Raw genomic sequence first — 22,586 nt, forward strand, 5'->3', positions numbered from 1 at the left:
CCCGCAATGGGAGTGCCTTGCTTTTTTATTTGAAAAAATAATATAAAATAATTGTATGTAATTCGAAAAATAACCAAATTTACACCATGGAATAACCGCTTAATTGATATATATGAAAAATCGCATTGCACTGGCAGCCTGCCTTTCGCTCGGCTTAGTCGCTCAGGCCGAGAAACCCCAGTGGGGTACCCCCGACACGATAGCACACTATCCCATAGGACCGGGGGCGGTGTATACCCACATCGAGTTTACTCAGAAACCTATCCAGCTCTTTCAGGTTACACTCGACCTGAACGACGAGTATAATGCCGTGGAGGTATATCCGTCGAACGGGAAGACTCCCGATGCCACGCGTGAGACCACCTCGTCGCAGTGTCGTAGCAATTCGTACGAAGGTCACCGGGCCTTCTTCGGTGTGAACCACGATTTGTTCCATTACAGCGGCCAGACTACGGCGGCGGGAATCAACGTGCGCAATGGCGAAATCATCAGCCATTACGGCGATTACGGACGGTCGGTCCTCTCGATCAACAAGGACAAGGTGGCCGAGGTATTTCCGCCCTGCTACGAGGCCAAGGTCATTTGCCCGGACCAGACCGAAATCAAAATCGACAACGTCAACGAGTCGGCCTACGGGATACAGTCTTATCGGAATTGTGTTCTCTTCAATACATACAGCAGCCTCACCCTTACGACCGAGGGACTCTATGCCAAGCTGGAGCCGCAGGGCGAGTGGATTATCAACGGTGAGCCTACCCCTTGCCGGGTGGTCTCGATAGGCCACACCCCCATACAGCCCGACGGGAAGAGCCATATTCTCTTCATGCGCAACGATGCCGCTACCCAGTTCGAGAGTCGGGTGCAGGTAGGCGATGTGGTGCAGATCGACCAGCGTTTTGTCAATACCACCTTTCCCAATTCGGGACTGTCGGTTCCGCCGGCCCAGCAGGTGCTGCAGGCCTTCCACGGTTGGCCCAGCGTCATCTTGAACGGCGAGCTGCACGACAAGGAGTATAACGACTTCGTGACTCCGGGGCGTGAGTTTCAGGACTATCCCTGCACGCTGGTGGGAATCACCAAAGACGGCAAGAAGCTCTTCATCATCACGGCCGACAAGGGCTCGATGGTCGAGGATGCCTACTATCTGGTAGAGCAGGGGGCTTGGAATGTGGTCAACTTCGACGGTGGCGGATCGGCCACGATGGTGGTATACGACCAGGTGGTCAATTCGCCCACCGATGGCAAGGAGCGTGCCGTGATGGACTCGTTCCAGGGCATCTCGCTGGCTCCCGACGACCCTGTCTTTTCGTTCCTCTCCTTCTCTAAACCCTCGATAAAGACTCACCCCCTGGGGGTAACACCACTGCGATTGCTGGCTCATAACCGCTACGGTATCGTCATCGACGACGACTGCCGCGAGGTCGAGTTCTCGTGCGAGCCCGAGGAGCTGGGCTATGTCAACAGCCGTGGCGAGTTCTGTGCCGGGCCGGTGGCCATGTCGGGTACGATAACGGCCCGCCGGGGCGACTCGACCTGCAAGATGCGGGTAACGATGAGTGGCACTACCGGCGAGCCTCGCCTCTGTATCGACAGTCTTTATATCGACGACATCCGGGAGTATCCCATCGAACTCGAGGCCGAAGCCAGTGGTGAGACCTATCGGGTGAACCCCGAGATATTGACGTGGAGCGTGACCGGCGACGACTGTTGCCAAGTGGTCGAAGGAGCTGTCAAGGGCGTGAAGAGCGGCCGGGCCATGTTGCGAGGCAGCTACGAAGGTACGACCGTCGAGTTTCCCGTGGTGGTCGAAATCGGGGCGGGCGAAATGGTGCACGAAGATTTTGCCGACGTTGCATCGCTGCCGGTAACCGCCAGTTCGGCCGTAGCCCAGATGCGTTTCGATTCGTCGATACTACCGGCCGGGTGGAGCGACGGCAATACCCTCGTCTTCGACCTGAATACGGGGCGGGCACCCAATATCGTGATTGACCACTCGATGCGTTTCTTCGGCTTGCCCGATTCGGTATCGATGCAGATTAAAAACTGGGATTCGATTATCAGCTCCATATCGTGCGAGTTTACCTGCCCGACCGGCTCGTGGATACATACCCTTACTCCCGAGGCCGACAGCGACTCGGTCTATGTAGTACCGTTGTCCGACCGGGGCGTGAGCGATTTCCCCGTGACGCTCGATAATCTCAAGATTTATCTCTCGACCCAGCAGAAGGGGACCGACCGGAAGATTTCGTTCCGCGATTTCAAGGCCTATTATCCGCACGAAGCCACCGACGGCATTGTGGCGCCCGTTCGGGAGCCGGGTCTTACGGTGTTCAAGAGTTCGCCCGAGAGCCTCATGATAGAAGGCCTTGCGACATACGAGGGGAGTGCCAGTGTCACCTTGTCGGATATGAACGGGCGTCGGCTGGTTATGCTCGAGACATCGGTTTCGCCGTCGGGTACCTGCGAGGTGTTGCTTCCGACTACACTCTCTCGAGGTGTTTATCTGGTTGGTGTACAGACTGAGACCGGCTTTCGGGTAGCGAAACTGGTGTGGTAAACTCTCGCGACAAACACATCAGGGCAGGCGCTTCGACACAATAGTTGGAGCGCTTGTCTTTTTTATTTAAATATTATTCGTATATTTACTCACTTTTCTAAACCTGATAATATGAAGAAAGTCTTTATCACCTTGTGCGCGAGTGCCTTTCTGGGCGTATCTTCGCTTTTTGCCTTACCGGCAAGGTCTATTCCTGAGACCGTAACCCAGCCCGACGGGACGGTAGTTACCGTTCGTGTGGTCGGTGATGAGTTTTATCATTATCAAATGACTGCCGATGGTATTCCGGTCGTTCGGGGTGCCGATGGTTTTTATCGGTATGCCGAACTGGCTCCCGACGGTACGGCGGTGGCCGGGCAAGTGATAGCCCGCGATGCCCATCTGCGTACGGCTTCGGATAAGGTCTATCTCGAACAGTTGGCTGCCCGGAAGGTGTCGCAGGGTATGGTTGCCCAACGTCAGTTGAAGCGGCAGCAGAAGCTGCGCTCGGTTGCCCGCCGGACTACACAGGCAACTACGGGCGACGATGTACATGGGCTGGTGTTGCTGGTCGAGTTTAGCGACAAGAAATTCGACCCGACGAACACCCTTGAAGATTTCAAGGAGATGATGAACAAAGAGGGGTACAACTATCAAGGGGCCATAGGCAGTGCACGCGATTATTTCATCGCACAGTCGGGCGGACAGTTCCGTCCCACCTTCGACGTGGTGGGCCCCATTACTCTCGACAGGGCGATGGCCTACTATGGAGGAAACGACAAGTATACGGGTAACGACAGCCGCCCCGAAGATATGGTTATCGACGCTTGTCGCAAGGTAGAGTCGACGGTCGATTTTTCCATCTACGACCGCGACAACGACGGTTTTGTCGACTTGGTTTATGTCATCTATGCCGGTTATGGCGAGTCGGCCAACGATAACGCCGGTTCGCTCGACGACACCATCTGGCCCCACGCCTGGTATATCTACCAGGGTGCCGGGAAAGAGGTTTCGGTCGATGGCAAACTGCTCGACGCATACGCCTGTTCGGCCGAGTTGCAGGGCAATACCGGGACCTATCGTGATGGTATCGGTTCGTTCTGCCACGAGTACAGTCACACGTTGGGTTTGCCCGACTTCTACGATACCAGCGGTTCCAACTATGGAATGAGTACCTGGAGCCTGATGGATTATGGTTGCTACAACGGTCCCGACATGAACGGCGACGGCCATAGCGACGGTTCTGTCCCCGTAGGCTACACCGCGTATGAACGCGAATTTTGCGGCTGGCTCACCATCGAAGAGCTGACCTCGCCGGCTACCGTTTCGCTCGAAAATCTGGCCGACAGCAAAAAGGCCTACAAGATTGTATCGAGCGACAAGAATCAATACTTCACCCTCGAGAACCGCCAGCAGACGGGGTGGGATACCTACATGGCCTCTTCGGGTCTGATGATTCTGAAGGTCGATTACGACCAGATGATCTGGGACAACAATATCGTGAATTGCGAGCCTACCCGCCAGCGCATGACCATCATGCCGGCCGATAACCATCGCAGCTTCTATGACGAGACGGGCGACCTCTATCCCTACAACAACAATAATTCGTTTACCGACCAGAGTGCGCCTGCTTCAAAAACCAATACCGGCCTTTCGTTGGGTAAGCCGGTAACCAACATTACCCAGGCAAACGGGGTGATTACCTTCGATTTTATGGGTGGCTCGGCCATCGATGCTCCCGTGGCCAACGAGGCTACCGGCATAACCGCTACCGGCTTTACGGCCAACTGGTCGCCAGTCGAGGGGGCTGCCAGTTATACGCTCCATGTCGATCGCCGTCAGCCGTCGGCCGGGGGTGAGATTCTGTTGTCGGAAGATTTTGCCAAGTGTACGGTTGCAGGTACGGCCAACCTGGGTGGAACCAATGCCTTCCAGACCGTAGACGGCCAATATTTCCAGACTTCGGGCTGGAGCGGCAAATACCTCTATCCCGAGGTGGGGATGATGAAGATGGGCAACTCGTCGAACGGTGGCGCTCTGTGTACTCCGGCCATCGACTTGTCGTCCAACGGCGGGACGTTTACGGTTCAATTTGCGGCTTCGCGTTACGACAACGATAAGGAGAAGACGGTGATGAAAGTCTATCTCGAGGGCGACGAGGCTCATGCCCAAACCACCGAGATGCTGCCGCTCGACCCCATGAATACCTATACGTTGACCTTTACCGGTGGTACCGAAAGCAGTAAGATTGTATTCGAGTCGACCGCCGACAGCGGCAAGAAGAGGGCCTATATCGACAATATCGTGGTGTATAGCGGCGAGGTTCAGCCCGACGCCATGGCCAAACTGGCGGCGGTTGCAGCCGAGTGGCCCCTGGAGATAACGGGAATTACCGAGACCTCCTACACGCTTACCGCTCTCGAGCCGGGCTATCTCTATTCGTATAAGGTAAAGGCCGTGACGGCCGAGAACGAAGAGGGGGCTTACTCCAATGTGGTGAAGGTCGACTTGAGTTCGGGTATCTGCGATATTCTTGAGGTCAACCACCGCATCTATGCCGCCGAGGGTGGTGTCGTGATTGAGTGCGAATCTGCTCAACCGGTGGTGATTGTCAACCTGGCCGGTCAGGTGGTTGCGTCGACCGAGGTAAACGGCCGGGCCGTAGTGCCGGTACCGGCAGCCGGGGTTTACATCGTGCGTTGCGGTGCAGCGGCTACCCGCGTGATGGTACGCTGATAAGAATTGTCTCTATATGAAGAAGACCGGGGTCTGTATTCGACGACCTCGGTCTTCTCTCTTTTTGTGGTTATGTAGAATTGAGAACTCAGATGCTTGCCTTGCGATTGCTCAGGCGGCTCTTTTCGGCCATGAAACCCATGATATGGCTCTCGACCGAAACCTCGATGGGGCTCGACAGGTAGCCGGGGTCGTTGTTGCCCACGGCGTTGATGAAGTCGCGGACCAGGCACAGGTCGCCGCCGCCGTGACCGTGGCCCACATAGGTCTTGACCTCTTCGACCTTGGCATCCCATACCCGCTTTTTCCCGCTGCGGAAATCGGTCACCGTGAAGGCACTCATGTCGCCCTCGATTTCGCCCCGGGTGGCCATGATTCGGGTACGCCGTCCGCCCTTGGCCATGAAGGCCTCCATCGAGAAGTTGGCCGTGACGCCGTTCTGGAACTCCATACTGGTCACGTAGTGGTCGCACTGGTCGTTGTCCATCTGGAATACACAGCGTCCGTAGTTGGTGGTGCGCAGCACCTGCCGGATGGCATCGTCTTGCCGGCTGCGCTCCTTGGGCAGGTCGAAGGCATAGATGTGTTGCCGTTTCTTGATGTAGATATCCAGAGCCGAGTAGGGGCATTCACTCTCGTAAGGACAGTTGTCGATACAGCGTTCGGCGGCCCCTTTGGGCATGTTTTCGCGCTTGAAATAGGTAAGTGAGCCATAGGCGGCAATCGACTTGCAGGGCGAGCCTACCAGCCACCGGATGATGTCGAGATCGTGGCACGACTTGGCCAGGATAATCGGGGTCGTCTCGCGCGAGTTGTGCCAGTTGCCCCGCACAAACGAGTGGGCCATGTGGGCATACTGTATGGGCTCGAGGTGCTGTATGCTGATGAGTTGCCCGATTTCGCCCGAGTCGATAATCTGTTTCAGGGCAATGAAGTAAGGGGCATAGCGCAGCACGTGGCATACCCCCACGATGGCCTTCTTTTTCAGGGCCAGGTCGCGTATGTCGGTGCACTCTTTTTCGGTGGGGGCAATCGGTTTTTCGAGCAGGATGTGGTAGCCCATTTCGAGAGCCTTCATGCAAGGCTCGTAGTGCAGGTTGTCGGGCAGGCTGAGCACGATGGCATCGGCCATCTTGGGGCGGGCGAGGGCCTCTTTCCAATCGGTGAACCTGTTCTCCTGAGGCACGTTGTGGTCTTCGCTCATGTTCTCCAGCCGCAGCCGGTTGATGTCGGCTACACCCACGATTTTCATGCAGTCGGGGTAGCGTTTGGCATAGCCGGCGTATACGTTTCCGCGGTTGCCGGCACCGAGTACGAGAAAGGTCACCGGCCGGTCGACCGTGGCTTTCAAATCTTTTATCTGGGCATCGATATGTTGTACGTTGTCCGATTTTCCGTTGGCCAGAATCGAAGGCGCAAAGGCCGCACCAACGGCAGTAAGTCCCATAAGTTTTAAGAATTCCGAGCGTTTCATGTGTTAGATTTGTTTGAAAAGTGCTACAAATATAAAAAAGATAAAAATTCGAAACAATGTATTTCTGTTTTATTTTCGATTTATGTATATTTTATTTCGAATTTTATATTGTAACCCTCTTTTCTAATTTTTGTTAGCGGTATTGGGGATAAGGAAATGAATCGCTATATTTACTCATCGAAAACAATCCTCTATGGAGCAGAACGATTGGCATGCGATTGTGGCAAAGCCGAGCCGAAAGGAGTCGATGGCTGCGGCTGTGGCCGAGTTGTTGCAACGGGACCCGAGTCTCGATGCCGTGATGGATATGGCGTTGGGGCAGGGGGCCGAAGCCTTTCGGGCGTCGCGATGTGTGGCGTGGGTTTACGAGTGGGACCGGGCTCTTTTTGCTCCATACAAGAGGCGGTTCGTATCCGATTTCGACCGCGTGGCTCATCCCGGGGTACGGCGCATATACGGCAGCCTCATGCACCATTTGTTGGAGCGGGGTGAGTATCGCCCCGACTGCAAAGCCGCCGAGCATCTGGCCGAGGTGGTGTGTAGCTGGAGCATAGAGCCCGGTGTAAAGGTGTCGACGCTCGTATGGACGCTCGCTGTTCTCGGAATGTTGGCCCGGCAAGTCGAGTGGGCCGACGATATGATAGCCCAACTCGTGGTCTTGAACGATCTGGACCGTTCGCCGGGCATGCGGGCCTTGCTGCGGCGGGTGCGAGCCAATCATTTAAAATAGCTTAAATGTATCTGATTCGCCCCGAGAACACGGGGTTATGAATTACATTTGTAGAGAGAAACCTGTGGTGGAAAGGAGATTTTATGATGAGAAAGTTTTTGTTTTTAATGGCTGCGGTCTCCCTGTTATTGACGGGTTGCCGATCGGTATCGGTCCTTTCGTTCGATGTGTGGCGACCGGCTAAAGTTACCTTCCCGCCGACCATCCAGCGCGTGACGGTCGTGAACAATTCGGCAGAGCCCAATGAAAAGGTAGGGAACAAATATACCGATATGTCGGGGCGTGAGTATACGCTGGTCGTTCCCCACGACAGCACCACCTATCGGTTGGCCGAGTGCATAGCTCTCGACTTGGCCGATGCGCACTACTTCCCCGAAATTACGATTTTCTACGACGACTCCATCACCTTGCCCAAAAGCCTTTATCCGTTGTTGTCGGCCGAACAGTTGGCCGTGATACGGGGTGGAGCCGACCAGACGGCGGTCGTATCGCTAGACCACACCGATATGGCCGTGAACATGGTGGACCAGACGGTGGTGGATGCCATGGGCGAAACCGTGTTCGTGACCGACCTCTCGGTGGCTACGACGTTGGGGGTGCGGGTCTACTGGCCCGATAAGGCCGAGCCTACTACCCAGATGGTGAGCGATACGGTCTACTGGCAATCGTTTGGCTATACGCCCGACGATGCCCACAGTTCGCTGCCTCAGACGGCCGGCTTCATTCAAGAGGCCATGCACCGTGTTTCCAAGCGGGTGCGCGATCTCTTCATCCCGCATGTCGATAATGTAGAGCGGTATATCTACACCTCTACCGAACCGGCCTTGAAAGATGCCTATGTCTTCTGGCAGCAGAAGAAATACACCGAGGCTTCGTATCTGTGGGAGTATGTCTACGAGGAGCAGAAGAGCACGACTCACAGGGCTATGGCTGCGGCCAACCTGGCGGTCTATAACGAACTGTTCGACCATTACGACGCTGCTATCGAGTGGGTAGAGAAGGCCATTTCGCTTTTTGAAAAGAGGGCGAACGGCGAGACAGCCGATGTGGCCATGCTGAAAGATTACAAGCGACAACTGCTCGAGCGGAGAAACGACAACTCTACCCTGCAACAGCAGATGTAGTTGTGGGTATGAAAATAGAAAAAGATTGGCGGGAGACCGAGTGTGTGAAACTCTTCTCCCGCCAATCTTTTTTGTGGCGTATCGGGGGCTTCGGTTAGCGTTCGAACAGTACTGTTACCGAGCCCGAACCTACGGCAGATGCCAGTCCGTCCGGGTTGTCTACCCGTCCGATGCGGGTGTAGCTGTATGAGGTCGAGAAGGTTTTGTAGAACAGCACAACGCACGACGAACCGTAGAGCATGATGTCGCCCGTCTGTATGGTACCCGGCGACGAGGCCTGAACAGGCAGGCTCTGGTCGAGGTATACATACTTTTCGTTGTTGTTCAGTTCGCTCATCGACAAGCTCATCGGCAGCATGGCGGCGAAGGCTTGGGCCGTAGCGTTATCGGCCAGTGTGGCCGTGAAGGTAGAGTTTCCTATTTTCAGTGTCATGGTTCGAGTGGTTTCGGGGCTGTCGCCGTTGTTATCGTCATTGTCTTCGTTATCACCGGGTGTATTGCCGGTATTGTCGCTGCTGTCGCTACTGCCTCCCGTCGGGGTATTGATTGTAGTCGTGGGGTCGTCGTTGCGATCGCACGCGGTAAAGGCCGGGCACGCGGTTGCGGCAAAGAGCAGGGCCAATGTCAAAAATAGCGGTCTCATACGCGTTATGCTTTAGATTCCTCTTCGGTTTCGATTACATGGATTAACCGGGCCGGAACACCGCCGACAACCGTGTTGGCTGCCACGTCTTTAGTCACAACGGCACCGGCTGCCACTACGGCATTGTCGCCGATGGTGACCCCTTGCAGGATGGTAGCGTTGGCACCTACCCACACGTTACGTCCCAACACGATAGGGGCGGGGTAGGTGGTTTTGCGGTCCTTGGGGGCGAGCCCATGGTTGAGTGTGGCAAACACGACGCCGTGCCCGATTTGGCAGCCGTCGCCGAGGGTGATGCCGCCGTGGTCCTGGAAGTGGCAACAGTCGTTGATAAAGACCTCTTCGCCCAGGTGTATGTTCTTGCCGAAGTCGGCATAGAGCGGTGGGAATACCCGAACCGTTGCCGGTATGGGTTGGCCGGTAAGTTGGGCAAGCAGTTCGCGTATCTCGTCGGGGGTGTGGTACGAGCCGTTCATCTGGCAGGTAATGCGCCGGGCCTCGTCGCTCATCTCGTTCATAAACTGTCCGATCTCGGGGCCGCAAAGCGGTTTGCGTTCGGCCGTATGTTTCAGAAATTCTTCGAGAGTCATGGCTGTCTCCTTATTTTAAGTATTGACGGAAGAATGCTTCGATTTTGTCGAAGGGAATGATGTCGGTGCGGTCGTACAGGTCGACGTGCGAGGCGCCCGGGATAATCAGCAGTTCCTTGTTGTCTCCGGTCAGTTTCTTGAAGGCATCCTGGCTGAAGTAGAGCGAGTGGGCCTTCTCGCCGTGAATCATGAGCACGGCACTGCGAATCTCGTTGCTGTACGTCAGCAGGGGCGTGTTGATGAACGAGAGGGCCGAGGTGACATTCCAGCCGCCGTTGGAGTTGAGCGAGCGTTTGTGGTATCCCCGCGGAGTTTTGTAATAGGCATAGTAGTCTTTGACAAACTGCGGAGCATCGTCGGGCAGCGGGTCTACCACGCCACCGGCCAAGGCATATGAGCCGTTGCGGGCATCTTCGGTGCGCTGGGCGTTGAGTTTCTGGCGCAGGGCGTAGCGTTGGTCGGCATCCATCGAGTCGAAATAGCCGTTGGCATTGACCCGGCTCATGTCGTACATGGTCGAGGTGACCGTAGCCTTGATGCGGGTATCGATGGCTGCAGCGTTGAGGGCCATGCCGCCCCAGCCGCAAATGCCCAGGATACCGATGCGCTCGGGGTCCACGTCGTCGCGTATCGACAGGAAGTCGACTGCGGCGCTGAAGTCCTCGGTATTGATGTCGGGCGAAGCCACATACCGGGGCTCGCCGCTACTCTCGCCCGTGTAGGAGGGGTCGAATGCCAGGGTGATGAATCCGCGTTCGGCCAGAGTTTGGGCATAGAGACCCGAGGCCTGCTCCTTCACGGCACCGAAGGGGCCCGATATGGCGATGGCCGGCATCTTGCCCTCGGCGTTTTTGGGGATATACATATCGGCGGCCAGTGTGATGCCGAACCGGTTCTTGAACTCTACACGCTCGACCGTTACCCGGTCGCTCGGTGCAAACGTCTTGTCGTTCTCTTGTGCTTGAATCGTAGTCATTGCAAACAGAATTAAAAACAGGGTAATGATAAAATTTTTCGTATTCATTGTCTCTCCATGAGTGAAGGGTGGGTTCGAGTCCCTTTTCTCGAGTACAAAAATAGAGGGTATTTCCCGCTTGGGTTGTATACGATTTACGGTATTTCATACCTGAATCTTGGTTTCCCGAGTGGCCTGTTCCCGGTTGTTGTCGATAAGGAATCTCGGCTTTATCCCTTACCACGAAGAGAGTCCTGTTTCTATCCGGTTTGCCGGTCAATCGAATATGACACCGGGGTTCATCTCGGCCGGTGAGCGCCAGCGGATGCCGTAGTCTTGGAAGAGAATGCGTTGAAGCGTGGGCCAATAGACAAAGCAGAATCCCATGCCGCGAGGTTCGTCGGCCAGCAGGGCGTGAGCTTTCTCGTCGGCTTCCGCAATGACCTCTTCATATTCGGCCGTCCATTCTATGGGGTCTTTGCGCAGGTGGCCGTCCTCCTCAATATCGTCGAAGCGTTTCTGGTCGGCCGCCATGATGTTGAGCGCGTAGCGTGTGATTTCGGCATTGAGTGGGTCGATGCCCATCTCCAAGTCTTCGGCCCGGTCGTCACCGACTCCTTCGATGGCCTCGCGCTCGAGTTCCATCAGCCGCAGGCTGAGGCGCGGGTGGTCATATAGGGCCATTCGGGCCCGGTGGCATACGTTCCCGGCCATTACCCGCTTCTCTTCGTCCTCGATAATTGCCGGGATGTATTTGGCAATCTCCCGGCACAAAGCGGCGTTTTTCCAAGAGGGGCCGAAATCCATGATGTATTCTTCGCACAACAGTGCATCGGCACAAACCAGTTCGACGATGGCATCGGCATTGCCGGCATCTTTCTGCAACACGTCGAGTTGTTGGCGTCGTATCTCTTCCAAATCGGCAACCTGGTAAATTTTGCCGTCTATTTCTTGAGCCATGGTTGAGTGTAGTTAGGGAGTTAGCAAATTATATTTCACAATCGTATTGACGGGCAACGGCCTCGTAGCTGGCGATGAGTTCGGGGTCGGCCTGGTCGTCCTTGAGCATGTTCAGATAGGCGATAATCGATAGTCGGTGCCCTCGGTTGGCCGCTAGGCAATATTGCGAGAGGGCTGTCTTGTGGAAATTGTCGGCGCGTTCGTGGTCACCCTCCTTGCTCACGATTTCCGAGGCTATGTCGCAAATCCATCCCATGTAGTAGCGGCACCACAGCGAGCCGGCGTCGAGACCCTTCTGCATGTAGTCTACCAGGTTGTCGTCGAAGAAGCTCATGCCGTTCCTGAGGAAGTAGTTCATCAATACCAACCCGAGAATCTCGTAGCTCTCTTCGGCATCGGAGTGCTCGTCGTAATATTTCGACAGCAAGTCGGCATACTCGGCCATCCGGGCATCCTTGTCGGGGTCGTCCATATCGGCCAGCCAGTCGTTGAGCAGGTTCTGTCCCTTGATGAGCAATCCCTCCCACGTACCGTCGGCAATCATCTGCTCGAGCAGTTCGCCGGCCATCTTCTCCTTGTGTCGGAAACCGTAGCGGGCCACGGCATCGAATATGCCCATGTCGGCACCATTCTCGCGGGCTATGGCGGCATAGCGGCATGCTTGCGGAATATGGCCCATGTAGGTGGCGGCATTGACCATCGACTGGAGTATGGCCAATAAGAGCCGTTCGGTGCGGTGCTCCAGGTCGAGCATCTGCTCGGCGGCCCATCGCAGATATTGCAGCGCATGGCTCATATCGACATTCCCGTACAAGGGTAGCATGTACATCCTGCCTATGCGATAGGCGGCCAGAGCGCGGTATTCGGGCCAGATTTTTTCGTCGTCGACTACCGACTGGTACAGTTGCGAGGCGCGGGTGAGGTATTCGCTGCCGGTCATGCCACTCTCGTGCAGGAAACTCCAGTGGTCGGGATTGGCAAACCAGTCGGCCGCATTCAAGGCCGATTGATAGTCGCCGGCTTCGCCCTCCCTTTGCCATTCCAGGACTGTCGCATACTCCTCTTCGAGGTTGGGGGTGGGAGTGCTGTCGTCCGATGGGTCGATAGCCTCTTTACACCGTTCGTATTGGGTACGGGCAGTATAGATGAGGTCGGTATAGTCTTCGTTGAGATCGCGCAACTTCTGCAATTCGAAGTAGCAGTTCCAAGCCCGTTCGGCCATATCGAGGGCTTCGTGATAGCGCCCCTCCTGATACAGGGTGCCGCTGGCGCTCAACGATGTTAATGCTTCTTTCTTCAGTTCGATTTTGTTCATGGTATGCGTAATGAGGGGGTATGACGATAAACAGATTGAGTCTCGGATACAATGAATAAGTCCCTATGATAATATCTCGGTGGCTAAAGGTATGGAAAATTTATAGGATTTCCATCGTTTTCGTGAAAAAAATGTAGGATAATTGCTGAAAACATAGCATTCCGTATCCGATTCTCCTCTTTTGTCTTCGAGTACAGAGCTGGGGTGAGATTGGGTTTGATGCTTATGCTTGCATGGGATAACCCCATAAAAAAAGCATCTGGAGAAAATCTTCTCCAGATGCTTCTGTATAGTTTATAAAGCAGGGTATTAGCCTTGAATAGCGGCGATACCGGGCAATACTTTACCTTCGATAGCTTCGAGCAGGGCACCACCACCGGTCGAAACGTAAGAAACCTGGTCGGCCAGACCGAACTTGTTGATACAAGCAACCGAGTCACCACCACCAACGAGCGAGAAGGCACCGTTCTTCGTAGCCTCTACGATAGCGTCGGCAACAGCGCGCGAACCCGAGGTGAAGTTCTCAAATTCGAATACGCCCGTCGGACCGTTCCAGAGGATGGTTTTCGATTTCTTGATTACGTCGGCAAACAGAGCTTCCGATTTGGGACCGATGTCCATACCTTCCCAACCGTCGGGAATTTTGTCTACGTCGCAGAAGTCGGTGTGAGCGTCGTTCGAGAAGTCGTCGGCGATTTTGGCATCGACGGCCAGCACGAGGTTCACGTGGTTGGCTTTGGCTTTTTCAATCAGTTCGAGAGCCAGGTCGAGTTTGTCGTCCTCGCAGATAGAGTTACCGATTTTGCCACCCAGAGCTTTGGTGAAGGTGTAGGTCATACCACCGGCGATGATGAGGTTGTCGACTTTGGTCAACAGGTTTTCGATGATTTCGATCTTCGACGAAACTTTCGAACCACCCATGATGGCGGTGAAGGGGCGAACCATCTCTTTCATCACTTTGTTTACGGCAGCAACTTCTTTACCCATCAGATAACCGAACATTTTGTTTTCGGGGGTGAAGTATTCGGCCATCAGAGCCGTGGAGGCGTGAGCACGGTGAGCCGTACCGAAGGCGTCGTTTACATAAACGTCGGCCAGGCTGGCGAGGTCTTTGGTAAACTCTTTCTGGCTGGCTTTGATAGCTTTCTTGGCAGCAGCTTTTTCTTCGTCGCTGGCATCTTCGGCCAAGCCTCTGGGTTTGCCCTCTTCTTCGGCGTGGAAGCGGAGGTTCTCGAGCAGCAGCACTTCGCCCGGTTTCAAGGCAGCGGCAGCAGCTTTTACCTTGTCGCCTACGCAGTCGTCGACAAATTTAACCTCGGTGCCCAGCAGTTCGCTCAGGTGAGCTACGATGTGACGCAGAGAGAATTTATCTTCGGGACCTTTTTTGGGACGGCCCAGGTGCGAACCGATAATGAGGCTGCCACCATCGGCCAGAATCTTTTTCAACGTAGGCAAAGCCTTTACCATACGAGTGTCGTCGGTGATGTTAAAGTTCTCGTCGAGGGGAACATTAAAATCTACGCGTACAAATGCCTTTTTACCGGCAAAATTGTAATTGTCAATAGTTTGCATATCGTTTAATATTTAGTATGTAACTCGTTTCCGTTTGGCAAATTTAGGTAAAAATCGATTATCTTTTTACTATTAAATGCTATTTTCTTTAAAAATCAGAGTAATCCCTTGCTGTGCAACAGATGTTCCATCTCGTATTGTACCTTCAGGGCCTCTTCGCGGGCAGCTTGGGCGAAGGTTTCGTCGTTGGCCGCGTAGATGATTTTGCGCGATGAGTTAACAAGCAGGCCGCACTCGCTGTTCATTCCGTACTTGGCAACCTCTTCGAGACTGCCGCCCTGGGCGCCTACGCCGGGCACCAGCAGAAAGTTGTTGGGGGCAATGCGGCGCACATCCTCAAACAGTTGGCCTTGTGTGGCACCCACGACAAACATCAGTTGCTCGTCGGTCGCCCAGGTTTGGGCCGTGCGCAGCACCTTCTCGAACAGGCGTTCGCCGTTGGCATCGGTCGTCAGCTGGAAGTCGTGCGACCCTTTGTTCGAGGTGAGGCCGAGCAGGATGACCCACTTGTCGGGGTAGCCGAGGAAGGGCTTCACGCTGTCTTCGCCCATGTAGGGGGCCACGGTCACGGCGTCGAGGTCGAGGTGGCAGAAGAAGCTGCGAGCATAGAGTTCCGAGGTGTTGCCGATGTCGCCTCGCTTGGCGTCGGCAATGATAAACTGGTCGGGGTAGTTCTCGCGCAGGTAGCTGACGGTTTTCTCGAAGGCCGTCCAACCCATCACGCCCAGGCTCTCGTAGAAAGCCAGGTTGGGTTTGTAGGCTACGCAGAGGTCGGCCGTGGCGTCGATAATCGCCTTGTTGAAGGCGAAGATGGGGTCTTCGTCTGACTTCAGGTGTTCGGGAATCTTCTGGATGTCGGTATCCAGTCCCACACAGAGGAAAGATTTTTTCCGCTTGATATTCTCGAATAGCTGTTTCTTGTTCATGATTATATGCAGATTATAATTCACTCTCTTTGAGTCGCTCGGCGTTTTCGGCCACGATGAGGTGGTCGATGCAGTCCTGTATGTCGCCGTCCATGAAGGCTGCCAGATTGTAGATGGTGTAGTTGATGCGGTGGTCGGTGATGCGTCCCTGCGGGTAGTTGTAGGTGCGAATCTTGGCCGACCGGTCGCCCGTCGATACCATGGTCTTGCGCCGGCTGGCGATGTCGTCGATATATTTCTGGTGCTCCTTGTCGTAGATGAACGAGCGCAACCGCGAGAGGGCCCGTTCCTTGTTCTTGGGCTGGTCGCGCGTTTCGGTACACTCGATGAGTATCTCTTCCGTCACGCCGGTAATGGGGTTCTTCCAGTTGTAGCGCAGCCGCACACCCGATTCTACCTTGTTCACGTTCTGGCCGCCGGCACCGCTCGAGCGGAAGGTATCCCACTTGATTTCGCCCTCGTTGATTTCTACGTCGAACTCTTCGGCTTCGGGCAGCACGGCTACCGTGGCGGCCGAGGTGTGTACGCGCCCCTGGGTTTCGGTGGCCGGTACACGTTGCACGCGGTGTACGCCCGACTCATACTTGAGGGTGCCGTACACGTTGTCGCCTGTCACGGTGAAGATAATTTCTTTGAAACCGCCCGAGGCACCTTCGCTGTAACTGCTTACCTCGGTCTTCCACCCCTTGGTCTCGCAATACTTGGTATACATGCGGAAGAGGTCGCCGGCAAAGATGGCAGCCTCGTCGCCGCCCGTTCCGCCACGTATCTCGACGATGGCGTTTTTGCTGTCTTCGGGGTCGGCCGGTACGAGCAGCAGCTTTATCTCCTCCTCGAGTTGCGGCAGTTGGGCCGTGCACGATTCGAGCTCGTCCTTGGCCATCTCGCGCATTTCGGGGTCGTTTTCGCTGTCGAGTATCTGTCTCGATTCGTTTATTCCGTTCAGCAGTTGTTTATAGCGTTTGGCTGCTTCCGATATTTTTTCGAGTTCCCGGTATTCTTTGGTGAGTTTTACATACCGTTTCATATCGCCTATGACGGCAGGGTCGGTGATGAGAGTCCCTATTTCTTGAAATCGGATAAGCAATCCCTCTAATTTTTCCAGTAGTGAATTTTGTTCGCTCATGAGGTTTATGTTTGCTTTGCGATATTTGCTTTGTGCAAAGATACGAAATTCGCACGATTTATTTTAACGGTAAGAGGGAAAAGATGACTCGGTGCAGGGACGGGGCATTGCCTGTCGTCTCGACGCCGGGTCATCTTGATATACAGAGTAGTAGTTTGGGGATAAAACGCATGTGTGGAAATAATGTTTGTCGAGACGAAAAACTTAACGAGCTTTAACAAAAACAGATCGCCAGACTCCCGTGCGGGAATCTGGCGATAGATGGTATAGGGTCGGGAGAATGTTGGTCGGGAGCCGCCCTCATGCGAAGCAGAGTGTGGTTCCTCTCTCCACGACGACTCCGATTAGAACCAGCGGACGTATGCCAAATCTTGACGATGGGGCAGGTCGGGGTTCTGGGGGAACATGCGGAACGAGTAGCGGAATACACCCGAGTCGTTGAGCAGGTAGCGCAACTTGTAAGTCACCTTGGTGCCATCGGTCTGTACCGGTTTCATTTCGAGAGTCTTGTACGGTTCGGTATTGCCCTCTTCGGCATTGGCGATGACGAGTTCTACACCCAGGCAGTTGCCCAAGCCCTTGTTGTCGAGAACGACTGTCATCTCATACTCTTCGCCTACGTGGGGGTTGTAGAGCAGACCGTCGGGAATCGATACCGAGCAGATTTCGATGTCGTTCCATTTCGATACGAACTCCTCTTTCCAGGCGGCAATCTCTTTGGCTTTGGCATAGTTGTCGGCCTTGAGCAGGTGAGTACGCTTGCCCTCTTTCAGGTAGAAGCGGTCGATGTAGTCGTGCAACATGCGCTCCATGGTGAAGTGGGGAGCAATCTTGGCAATCGAGTTCTTGATGTATTGAATCCACTCGGGAGAGTAGCCTTTGCTGTTCTTGGCGAAGTAAAGAGGAACGATTTGGTTCTCGAGCATCGAGTAGATGGTAGCGGCATCGAGTTTGTCCTGCTGTCCTTGGTCCTGGAAAGTGCGTTTGGCGGTCAGCGCCCAGCCGGCACCCTCTTTGTAACCTTCGTACCACCAGCCATCGAGTACCGAGAAGTTGAGCACGCCGTTCATTTCGGCTTTTTCGCCCGACGTACCCGATGCCTCGAGCGGACGGGTAGGCGTGTTCAACCAAATATCCACACCCGAGATAAGCCGTTTGGCAACCTTCATGTCGTAGTTCTCGAGGAAGATGATCTTGCCCAGGAACTCAGGCATGCGCGAGATTTCGACAATCCGTTTAATCAGACCCTGGCCGGCACCGTCGGCGGGGTGAGCCTTACCCGAGAAGATGAACTGTACCGGGTAGTTGGGGTTGTTGACAATCTTGGAGAGACGGTCGAGGTCGGTAAAGAGCAGGTGTGCACGTTTATAGGTGGCAAAACGACGGGCGAAGCCGATGAGCAGGGCGTTGGGGTTGATTTTCTCGAGAACCGAAACGATGCGTGAGGGGTCGCCCTGGTTTTTCAGCCAGGTTTCGCGGAAGTCGTCTTTCACGAATTTCACGAATTTGTTTTTCAACGTCTGACGGATATTCCAGATGATTTCGTCGTCTACGTCGTAAATCTTCTCCCACATCTTGGGGTCGGACTGGTGATCCATGAAGTCGGGACCGAAGGTCTTTACATAGAACTCTTTCCACTCCGAAGCGGCCCAGGTAGGCATGTGTACACCGTTGGTTACGTAGCCTACGTGCAGTTCGTCGGGGCTGTATCCTTTCCAGATGGGTTGGAACATCTTTTGCGATACCTTGCCGTGGAGCCAGCTTACACCGTTCACCTCCTGGCAGGTGTTGCAGGCAAATACACTCATCGAGAACTTCTCGTTGGTGTCGGGGTTTTCGCGACCCATGTTCATCAGGTCTTTCCATTCGATGCCCAGTTTGGCGGGGAACTCACCCATGTACTTGCCGAAGAGCGACTCGTCGAAGTAGTCGTGACCGGCAGGTACAGGCGTGTGTACCGTATAGAGCGACGAAGCACGCACTACCTCGAGGGCTTCGCCGAATTTCAGATGTTCGTTTTGTACATAGTCTACCAACCGTTGTACATTCAGCAGGGCAGCATGGCCCTCGTTGCAGTGGTAGAGATCGGTCTTGATACCCAGCTTGTTCAGCATCAAGATACCGCCGATACCCAGCAGATACTCCTGTTTCATACGGTTTTCCCAGTCACCGCCGTAGAGCTGGTAGGTGATGGAGCGGTCCCATTCGCTGTTCGAGTCGAGGTCGGTGTCGAGCAGATAGAGTTTGATGCGGCCTACATTCACGCGCCAGATGTGGGCATAGACAATGCGGCCGGGGTAGGGAACCTCGAGTACCATAGGACGGCCGTCTTTTTCGGTCATCTGCTCGATGGGGAGCTGGTTGAAGTTCTGGGCCTCGTAGTTGGCAATCTGCTGACCGTCCATCGAGAGGGTCTGCGTGAAGTAGCCATAACGGTAGAGGAAGCCAACGGCCGTCATATCGACGTTGCTGTCGCTGGCCTCTTTCAGATAGTCGCCGGCCAGAATACCGAGACCTCCCGAATAGATTTTCAGCACGTGGCTCAAGCCATATTCCATGCTGAAGTAGGAAATCGACGGTACATCCTTCCGCTTCTCTACCTGAAGATATTTTTCGAAATGATCATACACCTCTTTGATGTCGTGCATGAGCTGTTTGTCCTTAGTGATTTCTTCGAGTCTTTCGTACCCGATGCGTTGCAAGAATAGAACGGGGTTCTCGTGAACCGCTTTCCACAAATCCTTATCTATCGATTTAAACAAGTTTTTGGCCTCACTATTCCATGACCACCATAGATTTTTTGCTAAGACTGCCAGGCAGCTCAATTCTGCCGGAACTTGCGATTTAACAGTAATATCACGCCAGTTAGGAGTGTTTGTGTTGCTTACTTGTACTTTCATAATAGAATATTGAATTTATTATTAAGTCTTTTCTACATTAAATTATCCGAGTTATCCGAGTTATCCGAGGGCTTTCGCAGAGCCGACTTTTTCAGCGCTATGTGAAATGCCTTCGTGTAGTAGGTAATAAAGTTTTTCCATTCGGCTTCGAGCGAAACGGCCGTGGCTGCCTGCGATATTTTTTCGCGTTGCACTTTTCCGCAATGGCTCAGGGCAAGGATAGTATCGGCCAGTTCTTCCGAAACCTCCACGAAGTTGAAGTCGCTCCTGTGCAGTACCTTCACACCCGATTTCTTCAATCCCTGTTCCTGGCGGCTGTTGATCCATTGGCCGAATCCCGAAAGGTCGGTCGTAATGGTGGGCACCCCGAAGGCGATACTCTCGAGCGGGGTGTAGCCCCACGGTTCGTAGTACGAGGGGAATGCCGTGGCGTCGAGGCCGATAAGCAGGTCGTAGTACGACAGATTTACAATGCCGTCGTCGCCAGTCAGGTACGACGGGATGAAGACAATCTTCAGCCGGCTGCCGGCCTGATTGTCGAGATGCAGATAGTGTATCTGGTTCACCACACTGTCCTGGTCGTAGTTGTGCAGGGTGTGGGTGATAAAGGGTTCGGGCAGGGGGGTAGTCTCGTGAGCCTGTCTTTTCAACCGGTCTTGCAGGTCGGCCCGGGGAACATCAATCCAGGCCGGCACCAGTACGAAGGCTACGATTTCGCGCTCCAGGTCGGGACTCTTGGCTATGCGTTCAACCGCATCGACAAAGAGGTCGATACCCTTGTTCTTGTATTCATAGCGTCCCGAGGTGGCAATCAGGTATGCGTTTTTGTCGGGACGTTCGCCCGTGAGCGCTTCGGTGATGTCGAAGAGCCGTTGGCGGGCCACTTTGCGACGCTCCTTGTAAACCTCTTCCGAGGGAACGAAATTCCGTTCGAATCCGTTAGGGGTTACGATGTCGGGTTTGCGGTCCAGCAGTTGGGTACACTCCTTGGCCGTGATTTCGCTCACTGTCGTGAAGCAGTCGGCTTCGATGGCCGCCGTTTTCTCCAGCGAGTGCTTCGATACGATGTTCAACTGTTCGGCCATTTGGTCGCCGTTGTAGCCGGCCAGATAATCGTACAGCGGCTTCCCGTTACCGGCAATCGAGCGACCTATCGAGGTGGCATGTGTGGTAAAGAGGGTAGCCACCTGCGGCAAGGTGTATTTGATATGCAACAACCCCATGCCGGTCATCCACTCGTCGAAGTGGGCTACTACGTTGTATTTCTCGCCATGGATAAATTTGTAGTAGCTCTCGATAACCAGCGCCGAAGCGTAGGCAAAGGCACACGACTCGTCGTAGTCGCCATAGGCCGGCAGCGAGTTTACGCCATAGCGGTTCCACATTTCGCCGTAGAGGTCGTTTTTGTAGGCATAGAGCGGTTTGAAGTCTACCAGAATCACGATAGGGCGACCCGGTACATTCCAGCGGCCCACCTTTACCTTCATGTTCTGCGGCAGACATGCCTCGCGTTGCCACTCTTTCAATAGTGTTTTCGAGCGTGTGAAATAGGGTGAGGGTTTATCGCCCCAAACATCGGGGCCTATAAAGATGACTTTATCCTTATATTGTTTTTGCAGAGTCTTTGCTTTGGTCGAAAGTACCGTATAGATACCGCCTACCTTGTTGCAAACCTCCCAGCTAACTTCAAAAATATAATCAGGTACGAGTTGTTTTTCCATTACTGTAAAAATCATTCCCGGTTGTTTCTTGGGAAATGGAGAGTGCAAATTTAGAGAAAATATTTTGTAACACAGCGATAAAAAAAATTTTTTGCAAATTCTTATCACGATAAAACGATGACCCGTGGAGTAAAAATCGGTTGTGCTCTCTGATCGGGAAAGGAAATCTTTTGTATTGCAAAAGTTGTATCTGTTCTATAAAGGATATAAAAAACAAGAGCCCGATTCTCAATTCTATGTCTATTGTATTTATCGAGGGTATGCGTTATTCCATATCATTCGTTGATGATGTCTTATAAAAGGAGGAAAGAAAGGTTTTCGTAATCTTCGAAATTCAATTTACCTGAAAAAACTGCGCCTTTCGTTTGCCTTTCCGCACTCCTTTTAGTATCTTTGACCAAACCTAAAAAAATAGAAAAGCTATGGCTAACAAAAGAACATTGAAAAAAGAGATTAACTACATCGCCGGTGAATTGCTGGCCGAGTGTCTGTTCAATAAATATTATGTGCCCGGTGTCGATGCCGACAAGCTCGATGAGCTGATGGGTAAAATCGCCAATATTCAAGATGATTTTCTGTGCCGTGTAAGTGCCAACGGCGACAAGGATCCCAAGAAGGTGAAAGTCTATTACAAAAAACTGCGTGCCGACTTCGACAAAGCTATCGACGGTGTATTCGAAGATTTGGCTGCCCTTAACGGCTAATGGGTAAGATGAAGCGGATCCTGAGTTCCTTCGTGCTGAAGGCACTGGGGTGGCGGGTAGTGGTCACGCTGCCCGATTATCCCAAGTGTGTCATCTGCGTGGCGCCTCACACGAGCAACTGGGATTTCATCATCGGCAAGCTGGCCTATCTGTCGGTAGGACGCTTTGCCGGATTCATGATGAAGAAAGAGTGGTTTTTCCCGCCGCTCGGTGCCCTGTTCCGTTCGATGGGCGGGGTGCCAGTGTCGCGCGACAGACGTACCGATATGGTGTCGCAACTGGTGGCGATATTCAACGAGCGCGAACGCTTTGCGATTGCCATTACCCCCGAGGCTACCCGCAAGCCTAATGCCGATTGGAAGAAGGGCTTTTACTACATTGCTCAGGGGGCGGGTGTTCCTATCGTGCTGGCCTATATCGACTACAAGGAGAAGCGGGTGGGTATCGAGCGCACCTTTACCCCTACGGGCGATGTTGAGGCCGATATGCGGGCCATCAAGTCGTATTACAAGGATTTCCATGCTCGTAAGCCCGAGAATTTCATAACCGGATTGTAAGTAAATTTTGTATGAGC

Annotated in this window: 17 protein-coding genes; 6 read left to right on the plus strand and 11 right to left on the minus strand. The window is 53.8% G+C overall.

Annotation, left to right across the window (positions count from 1 at the left end):
- The first annotated feature begins 112 nt into the window (after window positions 1–112).
- Window positions 113–2,557, plus strand: a complete 2,445-nt coding sequence (locus Q1K76_RS01320) for a phosphodiester glycosidase family protein (protein WP_300130454.1) — start codon at window positions 113–115, stop codon at window positions 2,555–2,557.
- Between the two features lie 111 nt (window positions 2,558–2,668).
- Complete coding sequence (locus Q1K76_RS01325; RefSeq protein ID WP_300130457.1) at window positions 2,669–5,272, plus strand: M6 family metalloprotease domain-containing protein; 2,604 nt, start codon at window positions 2,669–2,671, stop codon at window positions 5,270–5,272.
- Window positions 5,273–5,360: 88 nt separating this feature from the next.
- Here the strand turns inward: Q1K76_RS01325 and Q1K76_RS01330 are convergent, their stop codons facing one another.
- Complete coding sequence (locus Q1K76_RS01330) at window positions 5,361–6,746, minus strand: Gfo/Idh/MocA family oxidoreductase (RefSeq protein WP_300130459.1); 1,386 nt, start codon at window positions 6,744–6,746, stop codon at window positions 5,361–5,363.
- A 193-nt stretch (window positions 6,747–6,939) separates the two neighbouring features.
- Here Q1K76_RS01330 and Q1K76_RS01335 point away from each other — a divergent pair, with 193 nt between their 5' ends.
- Together Q1K76_RS01335 and Q1K76_RS01340 are read left to right on the plus strand one after the other, a co-directional pair.
- Window positions 6,940–7,476 carry a hypothetical protein gene (locus Q1K76_RS01335; RefSeq protein WP_300130461.1) on the plus strand — a complete coding sequence of 179 codons (537 nt, stop codon included), beginning with the start codon at window positions 6,940–6,942 and terminating at the stop codon, window positions 7,474–7,476.
- 83 nt (window positions 7,477–7,559) lie between these two features.
- Complete coding sequence (locus Q1K76_RS01340) at window positions 7,560–8,600, plus strand: DUF6340 family protein (protein ID WP_143240870.1); 1,041 nt, start codon at window positions 7,560–7,562, stop codon at window positions 8,598–8,600.
- A gap of 94 nt (window positions 8,601–8,694) precedes the next feature.
- On the opposite strand, the gene Q1K76_RS01345 is transcribed toward Q1K76_RS01340, so the two are convergent.
- The 10 genes from Q1K76_RS01345 to Q1K76_RS01390 form a co-directional block, all read right to left on the minus strand.
- Complete coding sequence (locus Q1K76_RS01345; protein WP_087407328.1) at window positions 8,695–9,243, minus strand: cyclophilin-like fold protein; 549 nt, start codon at window positions 9,241–9,243, stop codon at window positions 8,695–8,697.
- A gap of 5 nt (window positions 9,244–9,248) precedes the next feature.
- A complete protein-coding gene (locus Q1K76_RS01350) occupies window positions 9,249–9,833 on the minus strand; it encodes a DapH/DapD/GlmU-related protein (RefSeq protein ID WP_087407329.1) in 585 nt (194 codons plus the stop codon).
- Window positions 9,834–9,843: 10 nt separating this feature from the next.
- On the minus strand, window positions 9,844–10,809 hold the full coding sequence (locus tag Q1K76_RS01355; protein ID WP_241147775.1) for an alpha/beta hydrolase: 966 nt from the start codon (window positions 10,807–10,809) through the stop codon (window positions 9,844–9,846).
- 255 nt (window positions 10,810–11,064) lie between these two features.
- Window positions 11,065–11,748 (minus strand): hypothetical protein, encoded by a 684-nt coding sequence (locus tag Q1K76_RS01360; protein WP_258327466.1) that lies wholly within the window; start codon window positions 11,746–11,748, stop codon window positions 11,065–11,067.
- Between the two features lie 28 nt (window positions 11,749–11,776).
- Window positions 11,777–13,063 (minus strand): hypothetical protein, encoded by a 1,287-nt coding sequence (locus Q1K76_RS01365; RefSeq protein ID WP_258327465.1) that lies wholly within the window; start codon window positions 13,061–13,063, stop codon window positions 11,777–11,779.
- A gap of 309 nt (window positions 13,064–13,372) precedes the next feature.
- Complete coding sequence (locus tag Q1K76_RS01370; protein WP_087407334.1) at window positions 13,373–14,635, minus strand: phosphoglycerate kinase; 1,263 nt, start codon at window positions 14,633–14,635, stop codon at window positions 13,373–13,375.
- A 95-nt stretch (window positions 14,636–14,730) separates the two neighbouring features.
- Entirely contained in the window at window positions 14,731–15,561 is an 831-nt protein-coding gene (pyrF, locus tag Q1K76_RS01375) for an orotidine-5'-phosphate decarboxylase (protein WP_087407750.1), read from the minus strand.
- A gap of 13 nt (window positions 15,562–15,574) precedes the next feature.
- Entirely contained in the window at window positions 15,575–16,687 is a 1,113-nt protein-coding gene (gene prfA / locus Q1K76_RS01380; RefSeq protein ID WP_087407335.1) for a peptide chain release factor 1, read from the minus strand.
- 344 nt (window positions 16,688–17,031) lie between these two features.
- Window positions 17,032–19,587 carry an alpha-glucan family phosphorylase gene (glgP, locus tag Q1K76_RS01385; protein WP_300130470.1) on the minus strand — a complete coding sequence of 852 codons (2,556 nt, stop codon included), beginning with the start codon at window positions 19,585–19,587 and terminating at the stop codon, window positions 17,032–17,034.
- Between the two features lie 32 nt (window positions 19,588–19,619).
- Window positions 19,620–21,323 (minus strand): glycogen/starch synthase, encoded by a 1,704-nt coding sequence (locus Q1K76_RS01390; protein ID WP_300130473.1) that lies wholly within the window; start codon window positions 21,321–21,323, stop codon window positions 19,620–19,622.
- Window positions 21,324–21,730: 407 nt separating this feature from the next.
- Here Q1K76_RS01390 and Q1K76_RS01395 point away from each other — a divergent pair, with 407 nt between their 5' ends.
- Complete coding sequence (locus tag Q1K76_RS01395) at window positions 21,731–22,012, plus strand: hypothetical protein (protein ID WP_300130476.1); 282 nt, start codon at window positions 21,731–21,733, stop codon at window positions 22,010–22,012.
- An 8-nt stretch (window positions 22,013–22,020) separates the two neighbouring features.
- Window positions 22,021–22,569, plus strand: coding sequence for a lysophospholipid acyltransferase family protein (locus tag Q1K76_RS01400; RefSeq protein WP_300130478.1), 549 nt, complete (start codon window positions 22,021–22,023; stop codon window positions 22,567–22,569).
- Window positions 22,570–22,586: the final 17 nt, after the last annotated feature.

Source organism: uncultured Barnesiella sp. (genome assembly GCF_946496565.1).
Taxonomy (GTDB): domain Bacteria; phylum Bacteroidota; class Bacteroidia; order Bacteroidales; family Barnesiellaceae; genus Barnesiella; species Barnesiella merdigallinarum.